16 protein-coding genes and 2 tRNA genes are annotated in these 18,224 nt (G+C 44.1%); 16 read left to right on the top strand and 2 right to left on the bottom strand.

Annotated features, from left to right (window positions below; genetic code table 11):
• The first annotated feature begins 18 nt into the window (after positions 1 to 18).
• On the top strand, positions 19 to 894 hold the full coding sequence (gene dapA / locus AC58PQ_RS09830) for a 4-hydroxy-tetrahydrodipicolinate synthase (RefSeq protein WP_497241767.1): 876 nt from the start codon (positions 19 to 21) through the stop codon (positions 892 to 894).
• 22 nt (positions 895 to 916) lie between these two features.
• Complete coding sequence (locus AC58PQ_RS09825; RefSeq protein WP_497241766.1) at positions 917 to 1,312, top strand: RidA family protein; 396 nt, start codon at positions 917 to 919, stop codon at positions 1,310 to 1,312.
• Positions 1,313 to 1,530: 218 nt separating this feature from the next.
• Here AC58PQ_RS09825 and AC58PQ_RS09820 read toward each other — a convergent pair whose 3' ends face one another.
• Both AC58PQ_RS09820 and AC58PQ_RS09815 read right to left on the bottom strand, forming a co-directional pair.
• Complete coding sequence (locus tag AC58PQ_RS09820) at positions 1,531 to 2,034, bottom strand: GNAT family N-acetyltransferase (protein WP_497241765.1); 504 nt, start codon at positions 2,032 to 2,034, stop codon at positions 1,531 to 1,533.
• Positions 2,035 to 2,058: 24 nt separating this feature from the next.
• Positions 2,059 to 3,453 carry a dipeptidase gene (locus tag AC58PQ_RS09815; protein WP_497241764.1) on the bottom strand — a complete coding sequence of 465 codons (1,395 nt, stop codon included), beginning with the start codon at positions 3,451 to 3,453 and terminating at the stop codon, positions 2,059 to 2,061.
• A 224-nt stretch (positions 3,454 to 3,677) separates the two neighbouring features.
• Here AC58PQ_RS09815 and AC58PQ_RS09810 point away from each other — a divergent pair, with 224 nt between their 5' ends.
• The 14 genes from AC58PQ_RS09810 to AC58PQ_RS09745 all read left to right on the top strand — a co-directional run bounded on the left by AC58PQ_RS09810 (position 3,678) and on the right by AC58PQ_RS09745 (position 17,985).
• The gene (locus tag AC58PQ_RS09810; RefSeq protein ID WP_167356966.1) at positions 3,678 to 3,842 is read left to right on the top strand and encodes a hypothetical protein; all 165 of its coding nucleotides are present in this window, start codon (positions 3,678 to 3,680) and stop codon (positions 3,840 to 3,842) included.
• 89 nt (positions 3,843 to 3,931) lie between these two features.
• A tRNA-Met gene (locus tag AC58PQ_RS09805) sits at positions 3,932 to 4,008 on the top strand.
• Between the two features lie 10 nt (positions 4,009 to 4,018).
• A tRNA-Ile gene (locus AC58PQ_RS09800) sits at positions 4,019 to 4,092 on the top strand.
• A gap of 240 nt (positions 4,093 to 4,332) precedes the next feature.
• Positions 4,333 to 4,917 carry a glycerol-3-phosphate responsive antiterminator gene (locus AC58PQ_RS09795; protein WP_497241763.1) on the top strand — a complete coding sequence of 195 codons (585 nt, stop codon included), beginning with the start codon at positions 4,333 to 4,335 and terminating at the stop codon, positions 4,915 to 4,917.
• A 276-nt stretch (positions 4,918 to 5,193) separates the two neighbouring features.
• Positions 5,194 to 6,021: an HAD-IIA family hydrolase gene (locus tag AC58PQ_RS09790; protein ID WP_497241762.1), complete on the top strand. Its 828-nt coding sequence runs from the start codon at positions 5,194 to 5,196 to the stop codon at positions 6,019 to 6,021.
• Between the two features lie 32 nt (positions 6,022 to 6,053).
• On the top strand, positions 6,054 to 6,983 hold the full coding sequence (locus AC58PQ_RS09785) for an ABC transporter permease (RefSeq protein ID WP_497241761.1): 930 nt from the start codon (positions 6,054 to 6,056) through the stop codon (positions 6,981 to 6,983).
• Between the two features lie 12 nt (positions 6,984 to 6,995).
• The gene (locus AC58PQ_RS09780) at positions 6,996 to 7,892 is read left to right on the top strand and encodes a carbohydrate ABC transporter permease (protein WP_497241760.1); all 897 of its coding nucleotides are present in this window, start codon (positions 6,996 to 6,998) and stop codon (positions 7,890 to 7,892) included.
• 48 nt (positions 7,893 to 7,940) lie between these two features.
• Positions 7,941 to 9,590, top strand: a complete 1,650-nt coding sequence (locus AC58PQ_RS09775) for an extracellular solute-binding protein (RefSeq protein WP_497241759.1) — start codon at positions 7,941 to 7,943, stop codon at positions 9,588 to 9,590.
• A 133-nt stretch (positions 9,591 to 9,723) separates the two neighbouring features.
• Complete coding sequence (locus AC58PQ_RS09770; RefSeq protein ID WP_497241758.1) at positions 9,724 to 10,659, top strand: metallophosphoesterase; 936 nt, start codon at positions 9,724 to 9,726, stop codon at positions 10,657 to 10,659.
• Positions 10,652 to 11,539, top strand: coding sequence for a metallophosphoesterase family protein (locus tag AC58PQ_RS09765; protein WP_497241757.1), 888 nt, complete (start codon positions 10,652 to 10,654; stop codon positions 11,537 to 11,539). Before AC58PQ_RS09770 ends, AC58PQ_RS09765 begins: the two co-directional genes overlap by 8 nt.
• A 213-nt stretch (positions 11,540 to 11,752) precedes the next feature.
• Positions 11,753 to 14,947 (top strand): alpha-mannosidase, encoded by a 3,195-nt coding sequence (locus AC58PQ_RS09760; RefSeq protein ID WP_497241966.1) that lies wholly within the window; start codon positions 11,753 to 11,755, stop codon positions 14,945 to 14,947.
• Positions 14,948 to 14,979: 32 nt separating this feature from the next.
• Complete coding sequence (locus AC58PQ_RS09755) at positions 14,980 to 15,903, top strand: dihydrodipicolinate synthase family protein (protein WP_497241756.1); 924 nt, start codon at positions 14,980 to 14,982, stop codon at positions 15,901 to 15,903.
• Between the two features lie 12 nt (positions 15,904 to 15,915).
• Positions 15,916 to 16,626 carry an MgtC/SapB family protein gene (locus AC58PQ_RS09750; RefSeq protein ID WP_497241755.1) on the top strand — a complete coding sequence of 237 codons (711 nt, stop codon included), beginning with the start codon at positions 15,916 to 15,918 and terminating at the stop codon, positions 16,624 to 16,626.
• Between the two features lie 603 nt (positions 16,627 to 17,229).
• Positions 17,230 to 17,985: a S1C family serine protease gene (locus tag AC58PQ_RS09745; RefSeq protein ID WP_497241754.1), complete on the top strand. Its 756-nt coding sequence runs from the start codon at positions 17,230 to 17,232 to the stop codon at positions 17,983 to 17,985.
• Positions 17,986 to 18,224 lie beyond the last annotated feature (239 nt).

The raw sequence follows: 18,224 nt of genomic DNA, 5'->3' as shown, positions 1-18,224 counted from the left end.
GGCAGGGAGATGGTTATTTTGCTAAAAGTAAAAGACCTACAGGGGATTTATGTACCCATCATCACTCCTTTTGATGAAGAACATGAAGTGGATGCAGCATCCTTTTACAATCAAGCTTATAATTTGTTTCAAGATGAAATAGATGGATTAGTTGTCAATGGGACAACAGGGGAATCACCTACGATTACGAAAGACGAGCTTGGTGTACTGTTCGCTACAGCTCAAGCAGCTCGTAACGCAGCTCATGTTCAGTTGCCTCTTATCGTAGGAACAGGAACGAATGATACATTATCAACGGTTAGAAAAACAGAGGAAGCTGGCAAACTAGGAGCAGAGGCAGCGTTAGTTGTTGTTCCTTATTACAATAAGCCAAGTCAGCAGGGGATCATTGCGCATTTTCGTCGGGTAGCAAGAGTTGGCTTGCCGGTGATATTGTATGATGTTCCGCATCGCACAGGTGTGACGTTAGAGCTAGATACGGTGCGTACCATTCTCGACATGGATGGAGTCATTGGCATGAAAGATAGTACGCCTAACATTGGGCTGGTCACAGAGCTGACGAGAGTGGGCTCTAAACCTGTTCTCTGCGGTGAAGACACGTTACTGTATGCAGCGCTGCAAGCAGGTGCCAAAGGTGTGATGAGTGCTTCAGCGAATGTGGAGACGGAGCGATTTGTTTCATTTATCCGAAGTTATGCACAGGGGGCCTATGAGGAGAGCCGGGAACAATTCGAGGAGTTGCTTCCTCTGATTCGTCTGCTTTTCCAAGAGCCTAATCCAGCTCCGATCAAATGGCTGCTGCACCAACAAGGCATCATTGACTCAGGTGCATTACGGTTACCACTTTTACCTGTGACAGAGGGCTTACAAAAGAGATTAGCTGCCTATTCATAAATGCAAGGAGTTGCTACGCGAAATGGAAAGAACGAGAGTATTTACGGGTTCACCATGGGAACCTGTGGTTGGTTACTGCCGAGCCATACGTGTCGGGGACCGGATTGAGGTTGCAGGTACAACCGCGATGAAGGATGGCGAGGTAGTTGGTGTAGGCAATGCCTATGAGCAAGCACGATTCATTCTTCAAACGATTGAACAGGCGCTTCAAGAGCTTGGTGCACAGCTATCCGATGTGATTCGAACTCGAATGTTCGTGACGGATATTTCGTTGTGGGAAGAGTTCGGTCGGGCGCATGGGGAGTATTTCCGAGATGTGCAGCCTGTGGCGACGATGGTTGAAGTGAAGGCTCTGATTGACCCGCAATTACTGATTGAGATTGAGGTGGAGGCGGTTGTGGCGCAGCGTGAGTTGTAAGTGGTGAAGGGATAGAAGGATAATCAGTGACTATGATAAATTTAAATGGAATTTCGTTTTTTACAGTTAAGTGAAGTTCACTCACATCCACCAGTTAGTCCGCGATTACCTCAGTTCATGAACTAAAAGCGCTACATCCCCAATCACAGCGATGTCAATATTGCTGGCTGAAGAGGAGTAGCGCTTTTTACTTTTGATTTAGCAAGTGAAGAAGTCCACTAACCCACGCGTTTACCTAAAATAATCAAATCACGCTCAACGCCGTCTAACTCGGCGACCCCGGGCAAATGCGCCCAATTGGTGAAGCCAAATTTGCGGAAAAGCTGCAGACTCGGCTCGTTGTGCCCGAAAATAAAGCCTAACAACGATTTCAGTCCAAGCTTGGGACTTGCTTCAAGCGCTTGTTCCATCAAGAATCGACCGATGCCTTGGCCACGATAGGCTTCATCCACATAGATACTGACTTCCGCAGTTGCGTTATAGGCAGGTCGCCCATAAAAGGACTGGAAGCTCAGCCAACCACAAATGCCGCTCTCATTTTCAAGCACCCATAAAGGGCGGAAATCGGTGGAATGCTCATGAAACCAGCGCTCGCGGCTGGCTGTTGTGACTGGCTCTGTGTCTGCTGTAACCATGCGTCCTGCGATCGTTGAGTTGTAGATGCGTACGATTTCAGCTAAATCTTCCAATTGCGCATCGCGGATATGTAATTGCTTCCCCATTGAAGTTACTCCTTTTGCTCTAGCTTAGTTAGTAGTAGTGTTACTCTCAGACAGCGCAGCAAGCTTCAACCAGTATCGGCTGATCGTCTCCGTACCATTGTCCCAATTCATCAAATGGAAATGCTCATTCGGTGCATGAAGATTCTCACCAGGCAATCCAAACCCCATAAGGACAACAGGCGCTTCCAATACGCGTCCTAAAACCTCAACAATCGGAATAGACCCACCACTACGCGTGTAAACCGGCCATTCACCAAAGGTTTCCTCGTAAGCTTCTGCTGCAGCTACCATAACAGGTTCATCTATCGGTGTGATGAAAGGGTTGCCGCGCAATTGACGGTCCAACGAAATGGTCACGCCTGGAAGAACTTGTGCATGAATATGGGCTTCGACCAAATCCATGATTTCCTCAGGTACCTGCGCAGCGACTAGGCGGCATGCGATTTTAGCCGTAGCACGATTCGGAATGATCGGTTTGATCCCCTCACCCTGGAAGCCGCCGCTAACGGATGTGATTTCAAGTGTAGGCCTAGAAGTCGTCTGCTCGTAGAAGGAGAAGCCTTTCTCTCCATAAAGATCGGTAACATTTAAATTCGTGCGAACCTTGTTCTCATCGGGTTCCACTTGCTTGAATGCTTCGCGTTCTTTGCCCGAAAGTTCAATGACACGGTCATAAAAGCCTCTAACAGCTACACGACCGTCCTCATCATGGAAGGAGCTTAGCAGCTTGGATAAAGCGTGAATCGGATTCTGAACCGCACCGCCGAAAAGGCCCGAATGCAGGTCACTATTGGCACCATCGATGGTGATTTCGAATCCTGCTAAGCCGCGAAGCCCATACATAAGCGCTGGCTTGCCAGGACCGTGCATTTGCGTATCGGATAACACGATGGAATCAGCTTGCAATTTAGCGGCATGAGCTTCAACAAATGCAGGGAGGTTCTTACTCGCAATTTCTTCCTCTCCTTCAATGCAGAATTTCACGTTAACCGGAAGCCTCCCATGTGTTTGTAGAAAAGCTTCAACAACCTTCACATAAAGCAGGAGCTGGCCTTTGTCATCTGTACTTCCACGTCCGAACAGCTTATTATCACGGATGATCGGCTCAAAAGGAGGCGTTTCCCACAGCTCTAATGGTTCTGCAGGCTGCACATCATAATGACCATAAATCAGAACCGTCGGTTTGCCTGGCGCGTGTAGCCAATCTGCATAAACCACGGGATGCCCATTTGTTGGCATAATTTCGATGTTTTCAAGTCCGGCCTTTTTCAAAGACTGAGCAGTCCACTCGGCACATCTCAGCATATCCGGCTGGTGCTGAGCTACGGCACTAATGCTTGGTATCCGCAAAAACGCCAAGAGTTCCTCTATGTGTTCAACCTTATGTGTTTGTAAGTAGCTTTTGATCGTTTCAATCATGGCTGTAATCTCCTTTTTCTGCTGCCAATTAGTCTACATCACTTAACTTCCCCAAAAGCAGGGAAATTCCTGCTATTCATTTAAACCGTCACAATTTTATTGTCATGTGGTCAAAAAATGTAGTCACTCCGTTAAGAAGCAACGCAGAGTGTTGGGTTACTAATAAGAGAACCTTAATATGGATAAGCTAAAGGTAACGATCTGAATATAATGGAGTGATGAACATGAACTGGATTTATTGGGCGAAATTGTACGATTCAAAGTTTCAAGCTGGTTGTTTAGCCAAGCGAATGGAAGAAGATTGGTGGATCTATGGGTATGAGTGCCCGCAGGAAGTTGAAGTTTATAAGTCGAAAAAGGGTCGTTTCGGCGTGCGGTATAACACGTAATTGAATGGACAATGCATAAAATTAACGCTTGACTAATCCATCACCGTTAGTGTATATTTATTTTTGTCGCTGTTGAGCGGCACTCATGACGCGGGGTGGAGCAGCTCGGTAGCTCGTCGGGCTCATAACCCGAAGGCCGCAGGTTCAAATCCTGCCCCCGCAACCAAGTTTCATTAGGGCCTATAGCTCAGTTGGTTAGAGCGGTCGGCTCATAACCGATTGGTCGGGGGTTCGAGTCCCTCTGGGCCCATAGCACGAAAACCCTTTGTAAAAGGGTTTTTATTTATTTTTGGGGGATGAAAGAAACCTCGAAATTAGTTGAAAATGCAGTAGAATTCTTTGTCTGGAATCCAAGCATTTCGTATAGATAAATATTTTATCCCAACTCAGAAAATATTTTGGCAATAATATGTAAGCGCTATCTTGACAGCGGTTACATAGAGATGCTAAGCTTGCAATGTGAAGTAACTCAAGGAAGGAACCTTACTTAATGTCACTGCTTCATAAGATTGGGAACAATCCGATAATTGCCGCTGTTCGAAAGGTTGAAGATGTTGAAAGTGCACTTGATAGCCGAGTAGAGAATCTATTCTTCATGGGTGGAAATGTGAAAGAAATCATCCATGCCGTAAGGCTTACGAAGGAAAGTAAGAAAAGTGCTTTTATTCATTTAGATTTAATTCGAGGTTTATCGAGCACGGATAAGGAAAGTGTGGATTTCATCTCCGATTACGTCGGTGCAGATGGAATTGTGACAACTAAAAGTCACTTGATTAAGGAAGCGAAACGGGTCGGCTTATTCGGAATTCTTCACCTGTTTATACTAGACTCATCTGCATTGATGAACGGGTTGAATGTTTCTCAAAACGTACGGCCAGATGGTGTCGAGCTTATGCCAGGTGTTATCTCGAAGATTATCCATACTTTTTCCGAGACACTTACCGACATTCCTGTAATTGCAAGTGGATTAATTGATTCGAAGGAAGAAGTTAAGGAAAGCCTGAATGCGGGTGCGACTTGCCTGTCTGTAAGTGATAAAGCTTTTTGGAATCTTTCTTTTGAAGATCTATTTTAAAACAAATATAATTTCATAATATCTAGTTTGGAGTGAAGGACGAGAGAAAGCTCTAAACAATGAACTAAGAACTTAGGTTCTTTAGGTTTATTGTTTATGCGGCTTTCTTTTTTCTATATATTGATACATTCAAAGGTCACGAATGGGGAGGAACATCCAAATGTAATAGAAAGTACTTATCTTCGAAATCAATGAGTACTTGGCAATTAAGGGAGTATAAGCAAAAGCTCTGAAGAATGGAAACCATATGACTAGTAGAAAGGTTCTGATAAACATATGCAAACATTAGATTATAAGTTTCTCAGGATGGCGGATGTATATTTTTTTGACCTTGATGGCTGCGTTTATCATACGGATCGTCCAGCTTCCGGTGCAAAGGAATTGTTAGAGCAGCTCCGTTGCGATGGAAAGAGAGTGGGATTTATTACTAATAACTCTCGGGAAATGGCTTTTGATATAGCGGAGAAATTGTTGAAGATGGGATTTGAAATTAAACCGGAGGAGATTATAACCGCAACGGATGTTACGGGTTACTACCTAAAAGAACGATACGGTATTCAAACCGTGAAGGTAGTCGGATCGAATGGTCTGGCGCGTTCAATCGAACAATGGGGACATAGGGTTGTTGACATTGCCTCTTCAGATGATGTGGATGTCATTGTAATTGGAAGAGATATTGAATTTACATTCGATAAGCTCCAACAGATTGTAGAATTCGAAGGTATGGGTGCTCGTGTGTTGGCGGTAAACCCCGATTATTTTCATCCCGGTCAGATGGGGAGGAGAGTACCTGAAACGGGGGCTTTAGCCGCTGCTGTCGAGGTAATCATAGATAAGCGTCTGGAGTATGTGGGTAAGCCATCCACGAATATGTTTGATTTTGGAATGCGTCTTTATGGGGTTGAGTCACATCAATGCATCATGGTAGGAGATAACTTGTACACAGATATTGCTGGTGGTAGTCAAGCCGGTATGAGGACCATTTGGATTCGAGGGGCAGGTATGAATCAAACTCTATCTGACAGCGACCTAACCACTCCAAGGCCTAATATGATCGTTGATTCGATGGATGAATTTTTAAATCTTTATAAAAACACGCAATAGTTTTTGATGATTTCAGTTTGGGGGGAGCGAGATTGAAATACCTAAAGTTCAATAAGGTGGTACTTAGTGAAATGGCTAAGGATTATCAATTATATCTTCTCGTATCAATTCCATTATTATATCTGCTCATTTTTAAGTATATACCCATGTATGGTTCTATCATCGCCTTCAAGGATTTTGTTGCATTCAAAGGAATTTGGGGCAGTCCCTGGGTCGGATTGAAGCATTTCGAGCGTTTCTGGAATTCATATGAATTCTGGGCTGTTATGAAAAACACAGTATCGCTTAGTCTGTATGCACTTATTGCCGGATTTTTTCTTCCAATTATATTTGCTTTGAACTTGAATTATATTCAAAATGTATTATTTAAGAAAACCGTTCAGATGGTTAGTTATGCACCGTATTTCATTTCAATGGTAGTAATGGTTGGAATTATCATCCAATTTATGTCTCCTCATACTGGGATTGTTAATAATTTGATGCAGATGTTCGGCATGCAGAAACTTGATTTTATGGGGAACCCGAATTATTTTCAGTCCATCTATGTATGGTCAGGGGTTTGGCAGAATATGGGCTTCGCTTGCATCATTTATCTGGCAGCGCTTTCCGGAATAGATCCGCACCTACATGAGTCAGCAGTTGTCGACGGAGCATCTAAATTACAGCGAATATGGAACATCGATATTCCTGGTATCCTGCCCATTGTTATCATCATGCTGATTTTGAATACTGGGCATTTACTTGATCTTGGTTTCGAGAAAGTCATTTTGATGCAAAATCCTCTCAATTTAGATAAATCAGAGGTCATTGATACGTATGTGTATAAAGTGGGTTTGACTTCGAAAATTCCTAATTATTCTTACGCGTCAGCAGTAGGACTTTTCAAAAATCTTCTAAACATGCTATTGCTGCTGATCGTGAATCATACGGCGAGAAAATTGAAGCAAACCAGTCTATGGTAAGGGGAGATCAAAATGGAACAGGGTGTTTATAAGGACACAAAAGGAGACAAAATCTTTACGATAGTGAATTACACCGTTGTAATTCTATTTTTTCTTACGGTATTGTATCCGGTTATATACATTCTTAGCGCTTCCTTTAGTTCTCCGGCTGCGGTGCTTTCAGGAAAGGTTTGGCTTTGGCCGGTAGATATAGGGCTGGAAGGATATAAAGCCGTATTTAATTCCAATTCGATTCTGATCGGATTTCGTAATTCTTTTTTCTATACGATTGTGGGTACCCTCATTAATTTAATTATAACTGTTATGGCGGCATATCCATTGTCCAGAAACAAATTTCATGGAAAAAATTTCATTATGTTTCTGTTTGTATTCACGATGCTGATTTCTGGCGGACTCATTCCGACTTACCTGCTACTCAAAGATATTGATATACTCAATACACCATGGGCCATGCTGCTTCCAGGTGCTCTCTCCGTGTGGAACATGATTGTTATGCGTACTTATTTCCAAATGACCATACCACACGAAATGTTGGAAGCTTCCCAGATGGATGGTTGTGGAGATATTCGATTTTTAATTAGGATTGTACTACCGTTATCATTTCCTGTATTGGCAGCTATAGGTTTGTTTTATGCGGTAGGTCATTGGAATCAATATTTTAACGCACTTATTTATTTAAATAAGAGCTCACTATACCCGCTGCAAATCGTATTGCGTGATATTTTAATAACGAATCAGATAGATTTGACTATGATGATGGATGCAGAGGAAATGGAGCTTAGGCAGGGGTTGAGTGAATTGCTGAAATATTCCCTAATCGTCGTCTCCAGTTTGCCAATGCTTATATTATATCCATTTGCTCAGAAATATTTTGTTAAGGGGGTTATGGTGGGGTCGTTAAAAGGGTAATTGAAATTAGTAATAAATGCTTTTTAAACATAAAGGGAGGTAACAAACATGAGAAAAAATGTGAAGATTATGTCCTTAATGGTTGTTTGTATGATGCTCATCCTGCAGGCATGTTCGTCGAATTCGTCGAATTCTGGAAAAGAACCCCCTGTTTCAAAAAATCTGACAGAAGCAGGAACATACCCGATTGTCAAAGACAAAGAAACATTAAAAGTTCTTATGCTGGCAAGTCCGCGAGTCGAAAATTACGATACCAATACATTTACTAAGTTTATGGAAGAGAAGACAAATCTGCATGTCGAATTTGAGGTTGTGCCTGTAGCTGGAAAGGACGCCAAGTTGAATTTGGTGCTAAGCAGTGGTGAATATCCGGATATCATCTTAAACTTTAATATCAACGAGGCACAGCAAATCGTTTATGGGGAACAAGGCATATTCCTCCCCCTCAATGATTACATTGACAAGTACGGTGTAAACACGAAGCAATTGTTCAAAGACTCGCCAATTGTTAAGGATGCACTAACCGCTCCTAACGGAAAAATTTACTCGATGCCACGTGGGGGCACATGTTATCACTGTGAAGAAAAAAATAAAATGTGGATATACAAACCGTGGTTAGATAAGCTCAACTTGAAAACGCCGACTACAACAGAAGAGTTTTATCAAATGCTTAAAGCATTCAAAACGCAAGATCCTAATGGAAACGGTAAAGCGGATGAGATTCCACTTGTGAGTTTTAATGGCGAAGCGCCTTTTAACATCGAAATCTTTCTTATGAATTCTTTTCTTTATGCGGATAGGGAAAATAAATACCTGGAATTGAAAAACGGGAAAGTTGATGTCGTCTTCAATAAACCGCAATTCAAAGAAGGATTGCAGTACTTAAACAAGCTGTACAAAGAAGGTTTACTTGCTCCGGAATCGTTTACGCAGGATGTTAACCAATTGAAACTTTTGGTTGATAACCCGAATGCTGCATTAGTTGGTGCCGTTCCAGGCTTGACAAATCCTGGACAAACTGGAGAGACAGGCAAGCGTTGGTTGGATTATGTTGCAATTGCTCCATTAAAAGGTCCGTCTGGCGTGCAGACCACTCCTTATGCGCCGCTTGGTACGCTCGTTTCTGGAGCTGCCGTTATTACTAGTGCAGCTAAAAATCCTGCAGCCGCTTTCAGATGGCTTGACGCTTTCTATAGTTCTGAGGTTCTCTTCCGATCTGTTTATGGCACTGAAGGTATCGGTTGGGCTAAAGCTGATCCTAATGAGCTCAATGTACTCGGAGAACCTGCACAGTGGAAGAGACTGAAGACGAACAATGTTCAGAATGACCATTGGGCAAACAGCGGTACCTACTGGGTGTCATTGAAGCAACGCTATAGTGAATCAGCAGCGAAACCGGAAACCAATCAAGAAGTAATCCTATACAACGCCACCAAAAATAATTACGAGAAGTTCCATGAAAGTAATGATCATGTCGTACCGAAATTGTATTTATCGTTGGATCAAAGTACACAAATTGCCGATCTTGACAAAACCATCAATGATTATGTCTATTCCATGATCGCCAAGTTCGTAACCGACAAAGCAAACATTGACACGGATTGGAACACTTACCTAGACACTCTAAATAAGATGAATTTGAAGAAGTATATTGAAATCAACCAGGCTGCTTACGACGCAAAGAAAGGTAAGAAATAATCGAAGAATAAATACTTAGAACATATCAAATTATGAACACGCCGCTCTTCAAGGGTATCTCGACAATCAGTGTAACTGTGCGGCGTGTTCATAATAAATGTTATCAGACCACAATAATGGAGATGTTTACATAATGGAAACTAAGGTATCAGAGTCTTCTTCGTTTAGCCTTATCATAATTCCGGACACTCAGTCATTAGCTAAATCATATCCAGAGATTTTTACCAATCTGACACGCTGGATCGTTGACCATGCGAATGAGCTTAACATTAAGTTTATCGCGCATGTAGGTGACTTAGTCGACCGTGGCGCTGAATACGAGTACGAATATGAAAACGCGCTACGCGCGCTGCAACTCATTTATGACGCCGATATTCCGCTGTTGGTAGCGCCAGGCAATCATGATTATGATATGAGAATATCCGTACTGGCAACTCTTCCTGTCGATCCAACCAGAAGCCTAAGCATGTTCAATAAATACGTTGGCGTTCACAGGTTTCAACATAAACCCTGGTTTGGTGGTTTGTATGAGGAGGGGAAGGCAGAGAATACATATGCTATGTTCGATGTGGATGGTATGTCCTTCATCATCTTAATCTTGGAGTATGGTCCAAGAGATACAGTTATGGAGTGGGCCTGCGAAGTTTTACGAAACCATGAGGATCGTAAGGCCATCATTATTACACATTCATACATGTACATGTATGAAGAAAGGACTAAACCAGGCGACGAACATAATCCGAAAATATATGCGGCTATTTCTGACGCCAATGACGGGGAAGATATGTGGCAGAAGTATTTGCGGCATCATAGGAACGTAACAGCTGTATATTCCGGCCATCATATACCTGAAAATTTAAGCTATCGAACGGATAAGGGTGTTCATGGCAATACGGTTGTTCAATGTTTTCAAAACTGGCAGAGCAAGGAAAATGGAGGGGAGGGCCGCATCCGAGTGGTGACTTATGATATGAATGAAAATACACTCAAGCTACAAGTAGTTAATCCAATGACAAACAAGTACGAAACCGATCCTGGATGCGAATTGTCCTTTAAAATCTATGAATGACAATAATGTTCTTCATCCAACCGAAACCGTCGTCGCCGTCCCTGGTTTTAACCGAAAGCTTACATTCCTTCATGTGACCGATTTACATCTGACAGAAGTTGACGAGCGCGATCCGGAAGCGCTGAAATATTTGGATAGATTTCGCAATTTGTTCGATGAATATCTCCCGAAGGATTCACCGTATCCGGTCTCGCGAAAGATTTATTTGGATCAGATTGTACAACTTGCAAACAATCGTAATGTCGATGCTGTGATATTCACGGGCGATATTATTCACTATCCAAGCGCGGCCAATCTGGATATATTGGCCGACGGATTGAAAAATCTTCGTGCTCCTTATTTGTATACCGTAGGGAATCATGACTGGCATTTTTTTCATCTGCCATGGAATGATCAAACACGATCAGAACACTATCACTGTTTTAAAGAGTTCACGCATGGCCAGCCTTCTATACAGGTTCGAGAAATTGCTGGGATGCGATTTATTGCGGTCGACAATAGCAATTATCAGATTAATCAAGAACAATTGAACGAGATCAAAGGTCTATTAGCATCGCCTGTTCCATGCTTACTTTTCATGCACATTCCCATCTACCTTCCCGGTCTGGTGCAGAAAACCATTGCTAAATGGAATGCTCCAATTCTTATGGCTGCAGATGGCTGGAGCGAAGAAAACTTGAAGAAATGGCAAGTGCAAAATACCAATATGTTCACACAAGAGTTTTATGATTTGATTTTGGCCAATGAAAGCAAATCGCTGCATGGGATTTTCAGTGGTCATGTTCACTTTGATTACGAAGAACATGTATCCGGAGAGCTGAAGCAATTTGTTACAGAACCAGGTTATGAAGGTTGCGTTCGAATTGTGCAAATCGTATAAACTCTCAATTGTCTATTCGTTAATTACCAGACTAAAATGATCACTAAAACCGAATAAAACTACTAGGAACCTGCGCTCCTGAGAAGATGAAAAGCGAGAACGCCAATTGCCGAGCCCTTCGGTCAAGCGGCGTTCTTCGTTTTCTGGACGCCATACGACTATGAAACAATAACTTATTTACTAAACGGAGGTCTGAAGATGCTTCAGAAAAGTATGCACTTGGCAGATCAGAAGATTGAGAAACGCATAATAGAGTTAGAAAAGTATCGTTATATCGATCAGCATTTGATTCCGAGCTATCAATTCTGGGTGGATCGTCAAGCTGAGGTAGGTGCCATGCCTCCAGACAATGCGGACTGGGGGACAATATCGATTGGCGAACGCTGGCGGGGCTGGGATTTGACGGCTTGGCTGAAGACGGAAGTCACCGTGCCGGCGGAGTGGAGGGGGAAGAAGGCGCTCGGTCTGTTCGACTTTGGAAAAACAGGGAGCGGTCATAATTCGGGTTTTGAATCCTTGCTATTTCTGAACGGAAAACCGTTCCAGGGGGTCGGAAGCAATCATCCTGAAGTGTTTTTGCCGGAAGAGCTTGTCGGTCAGAAGGTCGAGCTGTTGTTTAAGGTATGGACAGGTCTGAATGGAAGTATTGGCGTCAAAAGTGAACTGGAGCATCAAATCAGCGTTTCTTCGCTGTCTTTACTGGAGGAGGAAACGGACGATCTGTATTACACCGCTTATGCGATGTTGAGAACCATCCGGGTACTAAACGACAACAGCTGGGAATATCAAAGCCTGCTTAAGGCGTTAGATCGCGCATTTCGGTTTATCGACTGGCGAGTTCCGGGCGATGCCAATTTTTACGCGAGTGTGAAAGAAGCGAACGCGAAGTTGAAGAATGAGTTAGCGGCTATTCCGAAAAACAGCGAGGTTACAGTTCGCTGTATCGGCCATACGCATATCGATGTAGCTTGGCTGTGGCGCCTGAAGCACACCAGGGAAAAATCGGCGCGTTCGTTCTCAACTGTGCTCCGTTTAATGGAGCAATTCCCCGAGTACAGATTTCTACAGACACAACCGCAGCTGTACGACGATATCGAAAAGGATTACCCTGAGCTGTACGGACAAATTGTGGATCGGGTTAGTGAAGGTCGCTGGGAAGCAGGGGGTGCGATGTGGCTGGAGTCGGACTGCAATGTTCCGTCGGGGGAATCAATCGTGCGTCAGCTCATGTACGGAATGCGCTTCTTTGAACAAAAATTCGGAGCCAAATGTGAATATTTATGGCTTCCTGATGTATTCGGCTACAGTTGGGCCCTGCCACAAATCCTGATTAAGGCTGGCCTGCGTTACTTCATGACGACGAAGATTAGTTGGAGCCTTTACAACCGGTTCCCCCATGATACGTTCATCTGGCGGGGCATCGATGGCAGCGATATTCTGACTCATTACATTACGACGCCTGAAGCGAACCGCAGTCCGGACAGCAATAATAAATACTATACTTACAACGGCCATATTCTCCCCGAGACGGTAACCGGAATTTGGGATAATTACCGTGACAAAGAAATCAACGATGAGCTGCTTTTGTCCTTCGGATATGGAGATGGCGGCGGTGGTCCGACTCGGGCGATGCTGGAAATGAGAAGAAGGCTGGATCAAATGCCGGGTCTGCCGAATGTGACGATTGGCCGTGCGGACGAATATTTCAACAAACTCGAAGCGAAAGTGAATGAGACGGACCGCTACGTTCATAAATGGGATGGCGAGCTCTATCTAGAGCTGCACCGCGGTACGTATACTTCCCAGGGATACAACAAGAAAATGAACAGGAAGATGGAAAATCTGCTGCGCGATGCCGAGATGGTGTCCACCTTTTTCGGTTCATTGGCGAGCTTCTCCCATTATCCACAGAAGCAGCTGAATGACTGTTGGAAGATCGTTCTGCGCAATCAATTCCACGATATTTTACCTGGCTCTTCGATCGCAGAAGTGTACCAGGATTGTCATGTAGAATATGCCGAAGCGGAAGCGTTGGCAGCAGAGGCCAAGATGGGAAGTCTGCAGGGACTTGCTGGGCTCGTTCGCACCGGGGATTCACCAAGCTGGATTGTCGTGAATACGCTTCCGTGGAAACGGGGCGATCTAGTCAGCTTGCCGTGGGAGGACCGGTTTGAGGGGAAAGTTTGGTACGACACTAACAAACAAATTCTCTTGGCGCAAAGGGTAGAGAATGCGCAGCAAGGCAGCGCTCTGCTGCTACAGGTTGATGGGATTCCGGCGCTCGGTTACACAACGATCAGCTGTGAGAACGCCGCCGCCGCCGATTCACCAGCAATGAGTCGGATTATCGCAACGAACCGTTCCGCATCGACGCCATTCTATGAAATGGAGTGGAACGAGCAGGGACAATTAAGCCGAGTTTTTGACAAAGGTTCTAAGAGGGAAGTGCTAGCAGCCGGGGAGACGGGTAACCGTTTCGACGTACATGAGGATAAGCCGGTCAACTGGGACGCATGGGACATCGATATTTTTTATCTCGAGAAAGTACGGTACATAACAGATTTGACTTCCGTTGAAGTTATTGAACAAGGCTGTCTACGTACAATCATTCGCTTTATTTGGACGTATGAAAAGTCACAGTTGGAACAGGATATGGTGCTGTATACGGATAATCCGCGGATCGACTTCGTTACGCGTGTAAACTGGCAGGAAAGGCAGCAACTGCTGAAGGTGGCCTTCCCAGTCGACGTACGTGCCACGGCTGCAACTTTTGAGATCCAGTTTGGCAACGTACAGCGTCCAACGCATTGGAATACGAGTTGGGATTTTGCACGATTCGAAACGTGCGCACACCGTTGGGTGGACCTATCGGAGAGAGGGTTCGGTGTAAGCCTGCTGAACGACTGCAAATATGGGCATGACGTGCGGGACAACGTACTTCGCTTGACTTTAATCAAGTCGGCGATCAGGCCAGACCCGACGGCCGACCTCGGAGAGCATGAATTTACGTATTCGCTGCTGCCGCACAACGGAGACTGGTTTAACGCGGGTACAACGGTGGAGGCTAACAAGTTAAACATACCCCTATCTTCGATGGAACTGCCTGCCGGATGTGCGGGTTCGAAGAATAAGCTGCCCGCCACGCTGAGCTTCTTCAACTGCGACGCAGATCATATTGCAGTCGATACTATCAAGCGTGCAGAGGATTCTGACCATTGGATTGTACGCTGCTATGAATATGCCGGACAACGAGGGACAGCGGAGTTCACAACGCATTTTCCGATCGCGGTTGTAGAAGAAGTAAACTTGATGGAGCGCGAGGAGCAGCTGATGGAGCATAACGACAATAGATTTGCGGCCTTCTTCAAACCTTACGAGTTGAAAACATTTCGCATTCGTTTAACCTGATTTCCAACTAATACACAATGGAGGAACTTGATATGCAAGTAAACAATATGGACGGCGTATGGCCTACGATGATTACTCCTTTTACGGAATCTGGTGAAATCGATTACGCTTCGCTAGAGCGTTTGATTGAGTGGTTCATTCAAAACAAGGTGGATGGGTTGTTTGCCGTATGCCAATCAAGTGAGATGTTTTATCTAAGTCTCGAAGAACGAGTCAAGCTTGCCGCTTTCGTAAAATCAAAGGCCTCTGGGCGGGTTCCGGTTATAGCTTCGGGGCACATTTCTGATTCATTGGATGATCAGGTTCGAGAAATAGCGGCGGTGGCAAAGACGGGGGTTGATGCTGTATTCCTCATTACAAACAAGTTAGCGGGTAAGGATGAAACGGAAGAGGCATGGAAAGCCAATATGCTGGAACTGTTATCAAAGCTGCCGGAAAGTATTCCGCTCGGCCTTTATGAATGTCCTGTTCCCTATAAGCGGATCCTTTCACCGTCCTTGTTGAAATGGTGCGCAGATACGGGAAGGTTTTTCTTCTTTAAGGACACTAGCTGCGATCTTGAAAATATTAGACAGAAGAAAAAAGCGCTCGAAGGCACTTCATTGAAGCTTTATAATGCCAATACCGCAACGCTGCTAGAAACCTTAAAGCTGGGGATTGCAGGCTTTAGCGGGATTATGGCGAATTTCCACTCCGACTTGTACGTTTGGCTTTGCAAAAATTGGAAGGATCATCCGGAAAAGGCGAGTCAGCTAAGTGATTTATTAAGTGTAGCCTCATTTATCGAGAAGCAGCTCTATCCCGTTAATGCTAAGTATTATCAGATGCTGGAAGGTATTACTTCTAATTACCGCTGTCGCTCCAGAAACCATGAGGAATTCACAGCGACGAATCGACTGGAAGTGGAGAAGTTCCGCCGATTATCCAAACAATTCTCCGAACGTTACTCACTCTAGGGGAGGATAAGTATGGATGACATTCTACATATTAGTCCTTGGTATATTGATAATTGGCAATTAACAATAAGAGTGCTCATTTCATTAGCGCTGGGCGGATTAATCGGCCTCGAGCGCGAACAGAACAACCACGCAGCAGGTTTGCGAACGCATATTCTCGTCTGCGTAGGTTCTGCACTCATCATGTTATTATCCATGTACGGCTTCAACGCGTTTGTGAACGAACCGAATGTTCGGATTGACCCTGCACGTCTTGCAGCTAACGTTATTACGGGAATCGGTTTTCTTGGCGCAGGTACAATCGTATTCAATGGAGCATCGATTTCTGGTCTGACGACGGCGGCTTCCTTATGGGTTGTTGCTGGTATTGGTTTAGCGGTAGGCGCAGGATTTTTATATCCGGCCATTTTGGTAACCGTTGTTATGTTTATCAGCTTGTACATTCTCAATAAAGTGGAGAAAAAATGGCTCCGCAGCTCAAAGCGGACCCACGTGATCCGAATTGAGATGCCCGACCGTACGGGCGCTTTGGCTGCGGTTTCGGCAGTTTTGGCTCGCAGAGCAATCGATATTCGTAAAGTTACTATTGAAGATCGACGAAAAGGTGAGCAGGAGCTCATATCGATCATTTTGTCAGTCAAAATGCCACGTGCAGATGTCCTGCTTCCAGTGACAGACGAGTTAAGGCAAGTTGAAGACGTGTTCGAAGTTGGCATTGAATAGCGAGCAAAAAACACGGAGAAACATTCCGTGTTTTTTGTCATGTGTGCGTTTGGCAGCGCATCGTGCTAAGGGGTGGAAGTCCCAAGTACACCGTGAGATGGCGGAAGTACATAGTTGACCCATAGTGCTCTGTCCGTGAGGGAGGGTGCGGAGGATGGGGAGATGACCTGCGCGTCCAGACGAAAATAGATGCAAATTCAAAAACATTTTGGGAGGTGGCAAGAAATACTTAGCGTTCCTTGTGACACAACGATTCAATCCGCAAACTCTTTCTGATTCAGTTCTGGTCTTTCTTATATACTTACTTTTTCTTATAGCTCCATTGTTATATCAGCTCCAAAATAAAAAAATCCCTGTAATTATGCAACATAATTACAGGGTTTTATGTGCTTGTGTCAGTAAATGCCGAAACGCCATGTAGTCTAATACTAATAATTTATTTTTCAGTTTAACACTTTATTTTCACTGTACAATTGGAAGACTGTTGCAAATTACAGATACAATACGTATCAATAAATCTTAAAACGTGATACAATTAGTATAGTTCGATGGGATGGCGCCCCCCAAATAGGAGTGAGGATCTTTACATACAAGAGGTGAACAATGAAGCTATATCGGATAATCTTGTTTCACTATCACCGTCTAAAGCTCAACTCGCTAACAAGTGAACCGCAATCTTTCAAACTATTTGAGTACCGTGCTAGTAAAATGAATTACTACGCAGGGTTACTCCTCGTAGTGTTTCTATTATTCAACCAGCCGATACATGCTGATATACAGACGGATGAGGATAAGGCTATCTCCGCTGCTCAAAAACTAATCAAAGCATCCGTGATGATTAACGCAGAGCTGTTTACATCGGGAAGTGGTTTTTACATTTCACCTGACACGATCATTACGAATGCACATGTGGTACATGAACTGCCAACATCTACGGTTAAATTTAGCAACAAAGCTGGACAAACTTGCACGGGGACTGTCGGTTATCGGGAGGAAAAACTGGATCTAGCAATCATCCATACAGCATGCACCAGTGATACTGTGTTGTCACTTAGCTCGGACGTAACGGAAGGGCAAACCGTGTTAGCCTTTGGCAATCCTAGAGAATTTCCATTCACGCTGTCGAAAGGCATTGTGAGCAGTCTAAGATGGGACATGATCCAGTTTGATGCGAAGGTTACTTTTGGATCATCGGGTGGTGTGTTGGCTAATCTTAATGGCAAAGTGATTGGTGTTGTGGCCAAAGGAGCTAAAGATACTGATTACATGGGATTCGCTATAAAAGCTTCAGACGTAAATAGGTTTATCATCAGAAGTGGTGAGGTGAAAGGGTATGTCAGCAGTTCGGCTTTCAATTAGAAACAAGCAGCCAAACTAAACGTGCCATACGAAGCGTCCTGAATCTGCAAAATTGGCGCGCAAGGGGCTTTCTGGAGGTAGATCATCCTACTTCTGGAGAGCTTATTTTTTTGACCAAAAATCACCTATCAAATTATTACGTCGAATGGTAGCTTTTTATGCAGGGATTTTACGGAAAATGGCGAAATATAAGATGGAAAATAGCAGAAATCACTGATTTCACAGAAAAGGGAGAACAA

The organism is Paenibacillus sp. J22P143, assembly GCF_059692035.1.
Note: the sequence above shows the minus strand (reverse complement) of the source record. Positions and strands in the feature narration are given on the sequence as shown.

Bases quoted from the DNA above. Each gene is read 5' to 3' on its own strand.
- AC58PQ_RS09825 (WP_497241766.1), top strand. From the start codon at position 917: ATGGAAAGAACGAGAGTATTTACGGGTTCACCATGGGAACCTGTGGTT.
- AC58PQ_RS09820 (WP_497241765.1), bottom strand. From the start codon at position 2,034: ATGGGGAAGCAATTACATATCCGCGATGCGCAATTGGAAGATTTAGCT.
- AC58PQ_RS09815 (WP_497241764.1), bottom strand. From the start codon at position 3,453: ATGATTGAAACGATCAAAAGCTACTTACAAACACATAAGGTTGAACAC.
- AC58PQ_RS09810 (WP_167356966.1), top strand. From the start codon at position 3,678: ATGAACTGGATTTATTGGGCGAAATTGTACGATTCAAAGTTTCAAGCT.
- AC58PQ_RS09795 (WP_497241763.1), top strand. From the start codon at position 4,333: ATGTCACTGCTTCATAAGATTGGGAACAATCCGATAATTGCCGCTGTT.
- AC58PQ_RS09790 (WP_497241762.1), top strand. From the start codon at position 5,194: ATGCAAACATTAGATTATAAGTTTCTCAGGATGGCGGATGTATATTTT.
- AC58PQ_RS09780 (WP_497241760.1), top strand. From the start codon at position 6,996: ATGGAACAGGGTGTTTATAAGGACACAAAAGGAGACAAAATCTTTACG.
- AC58PQ_RS09775 (WP_497241759.1), top strand. From the start codon at position 7,941: ATGAGAAAAAATGTGAAGATTATGTCCTTAATGGTTGTTTGTATGATG.
- AC58PQ_RS09770 (WP_497241758.1), top strand. From the start codon at position 9,724: ATGGAAACTAAGGTATCAGAGTCTTCTTCGTTTAGCCTTATCATAATT.
- AC58PQ_RS09765 (WP_497241757.1), top strand. From the start codon at position 10,652: ATGAATGACAATAATGTTCTTCATCCAACCGAAACCGTCGTCGCCGTC.
- AC58PQ_RS09760 (WP_497241966.1), top strand. From the start codon at position 11,753: ATGCACTTGGCAGATCAGAAGATTGAGAAACGCATAATAGAGTTAGAA.
- AC58PQ_RS09755 (WP_497241756.1), top strand. From the start codon at position 14,980: ATGCAAGTAAACAATATGGACGGCGTATGGCCTACGATGATTACTCCT.
- AC58PQ_RS09750 (WP_497241755.1), top strand. From the start codon at position 15,916: ATGGATGACATTCTACATATTAGTCCTTGGTATATTGATAATTGGCAA.
- AC58PQ_RS09745 (WP_497241754.1), top strand. From the start codon at position 17,230: ATGAAGCTATATCGGATAATCTTGTTTCACTATCACCGTCTAAAGCTC.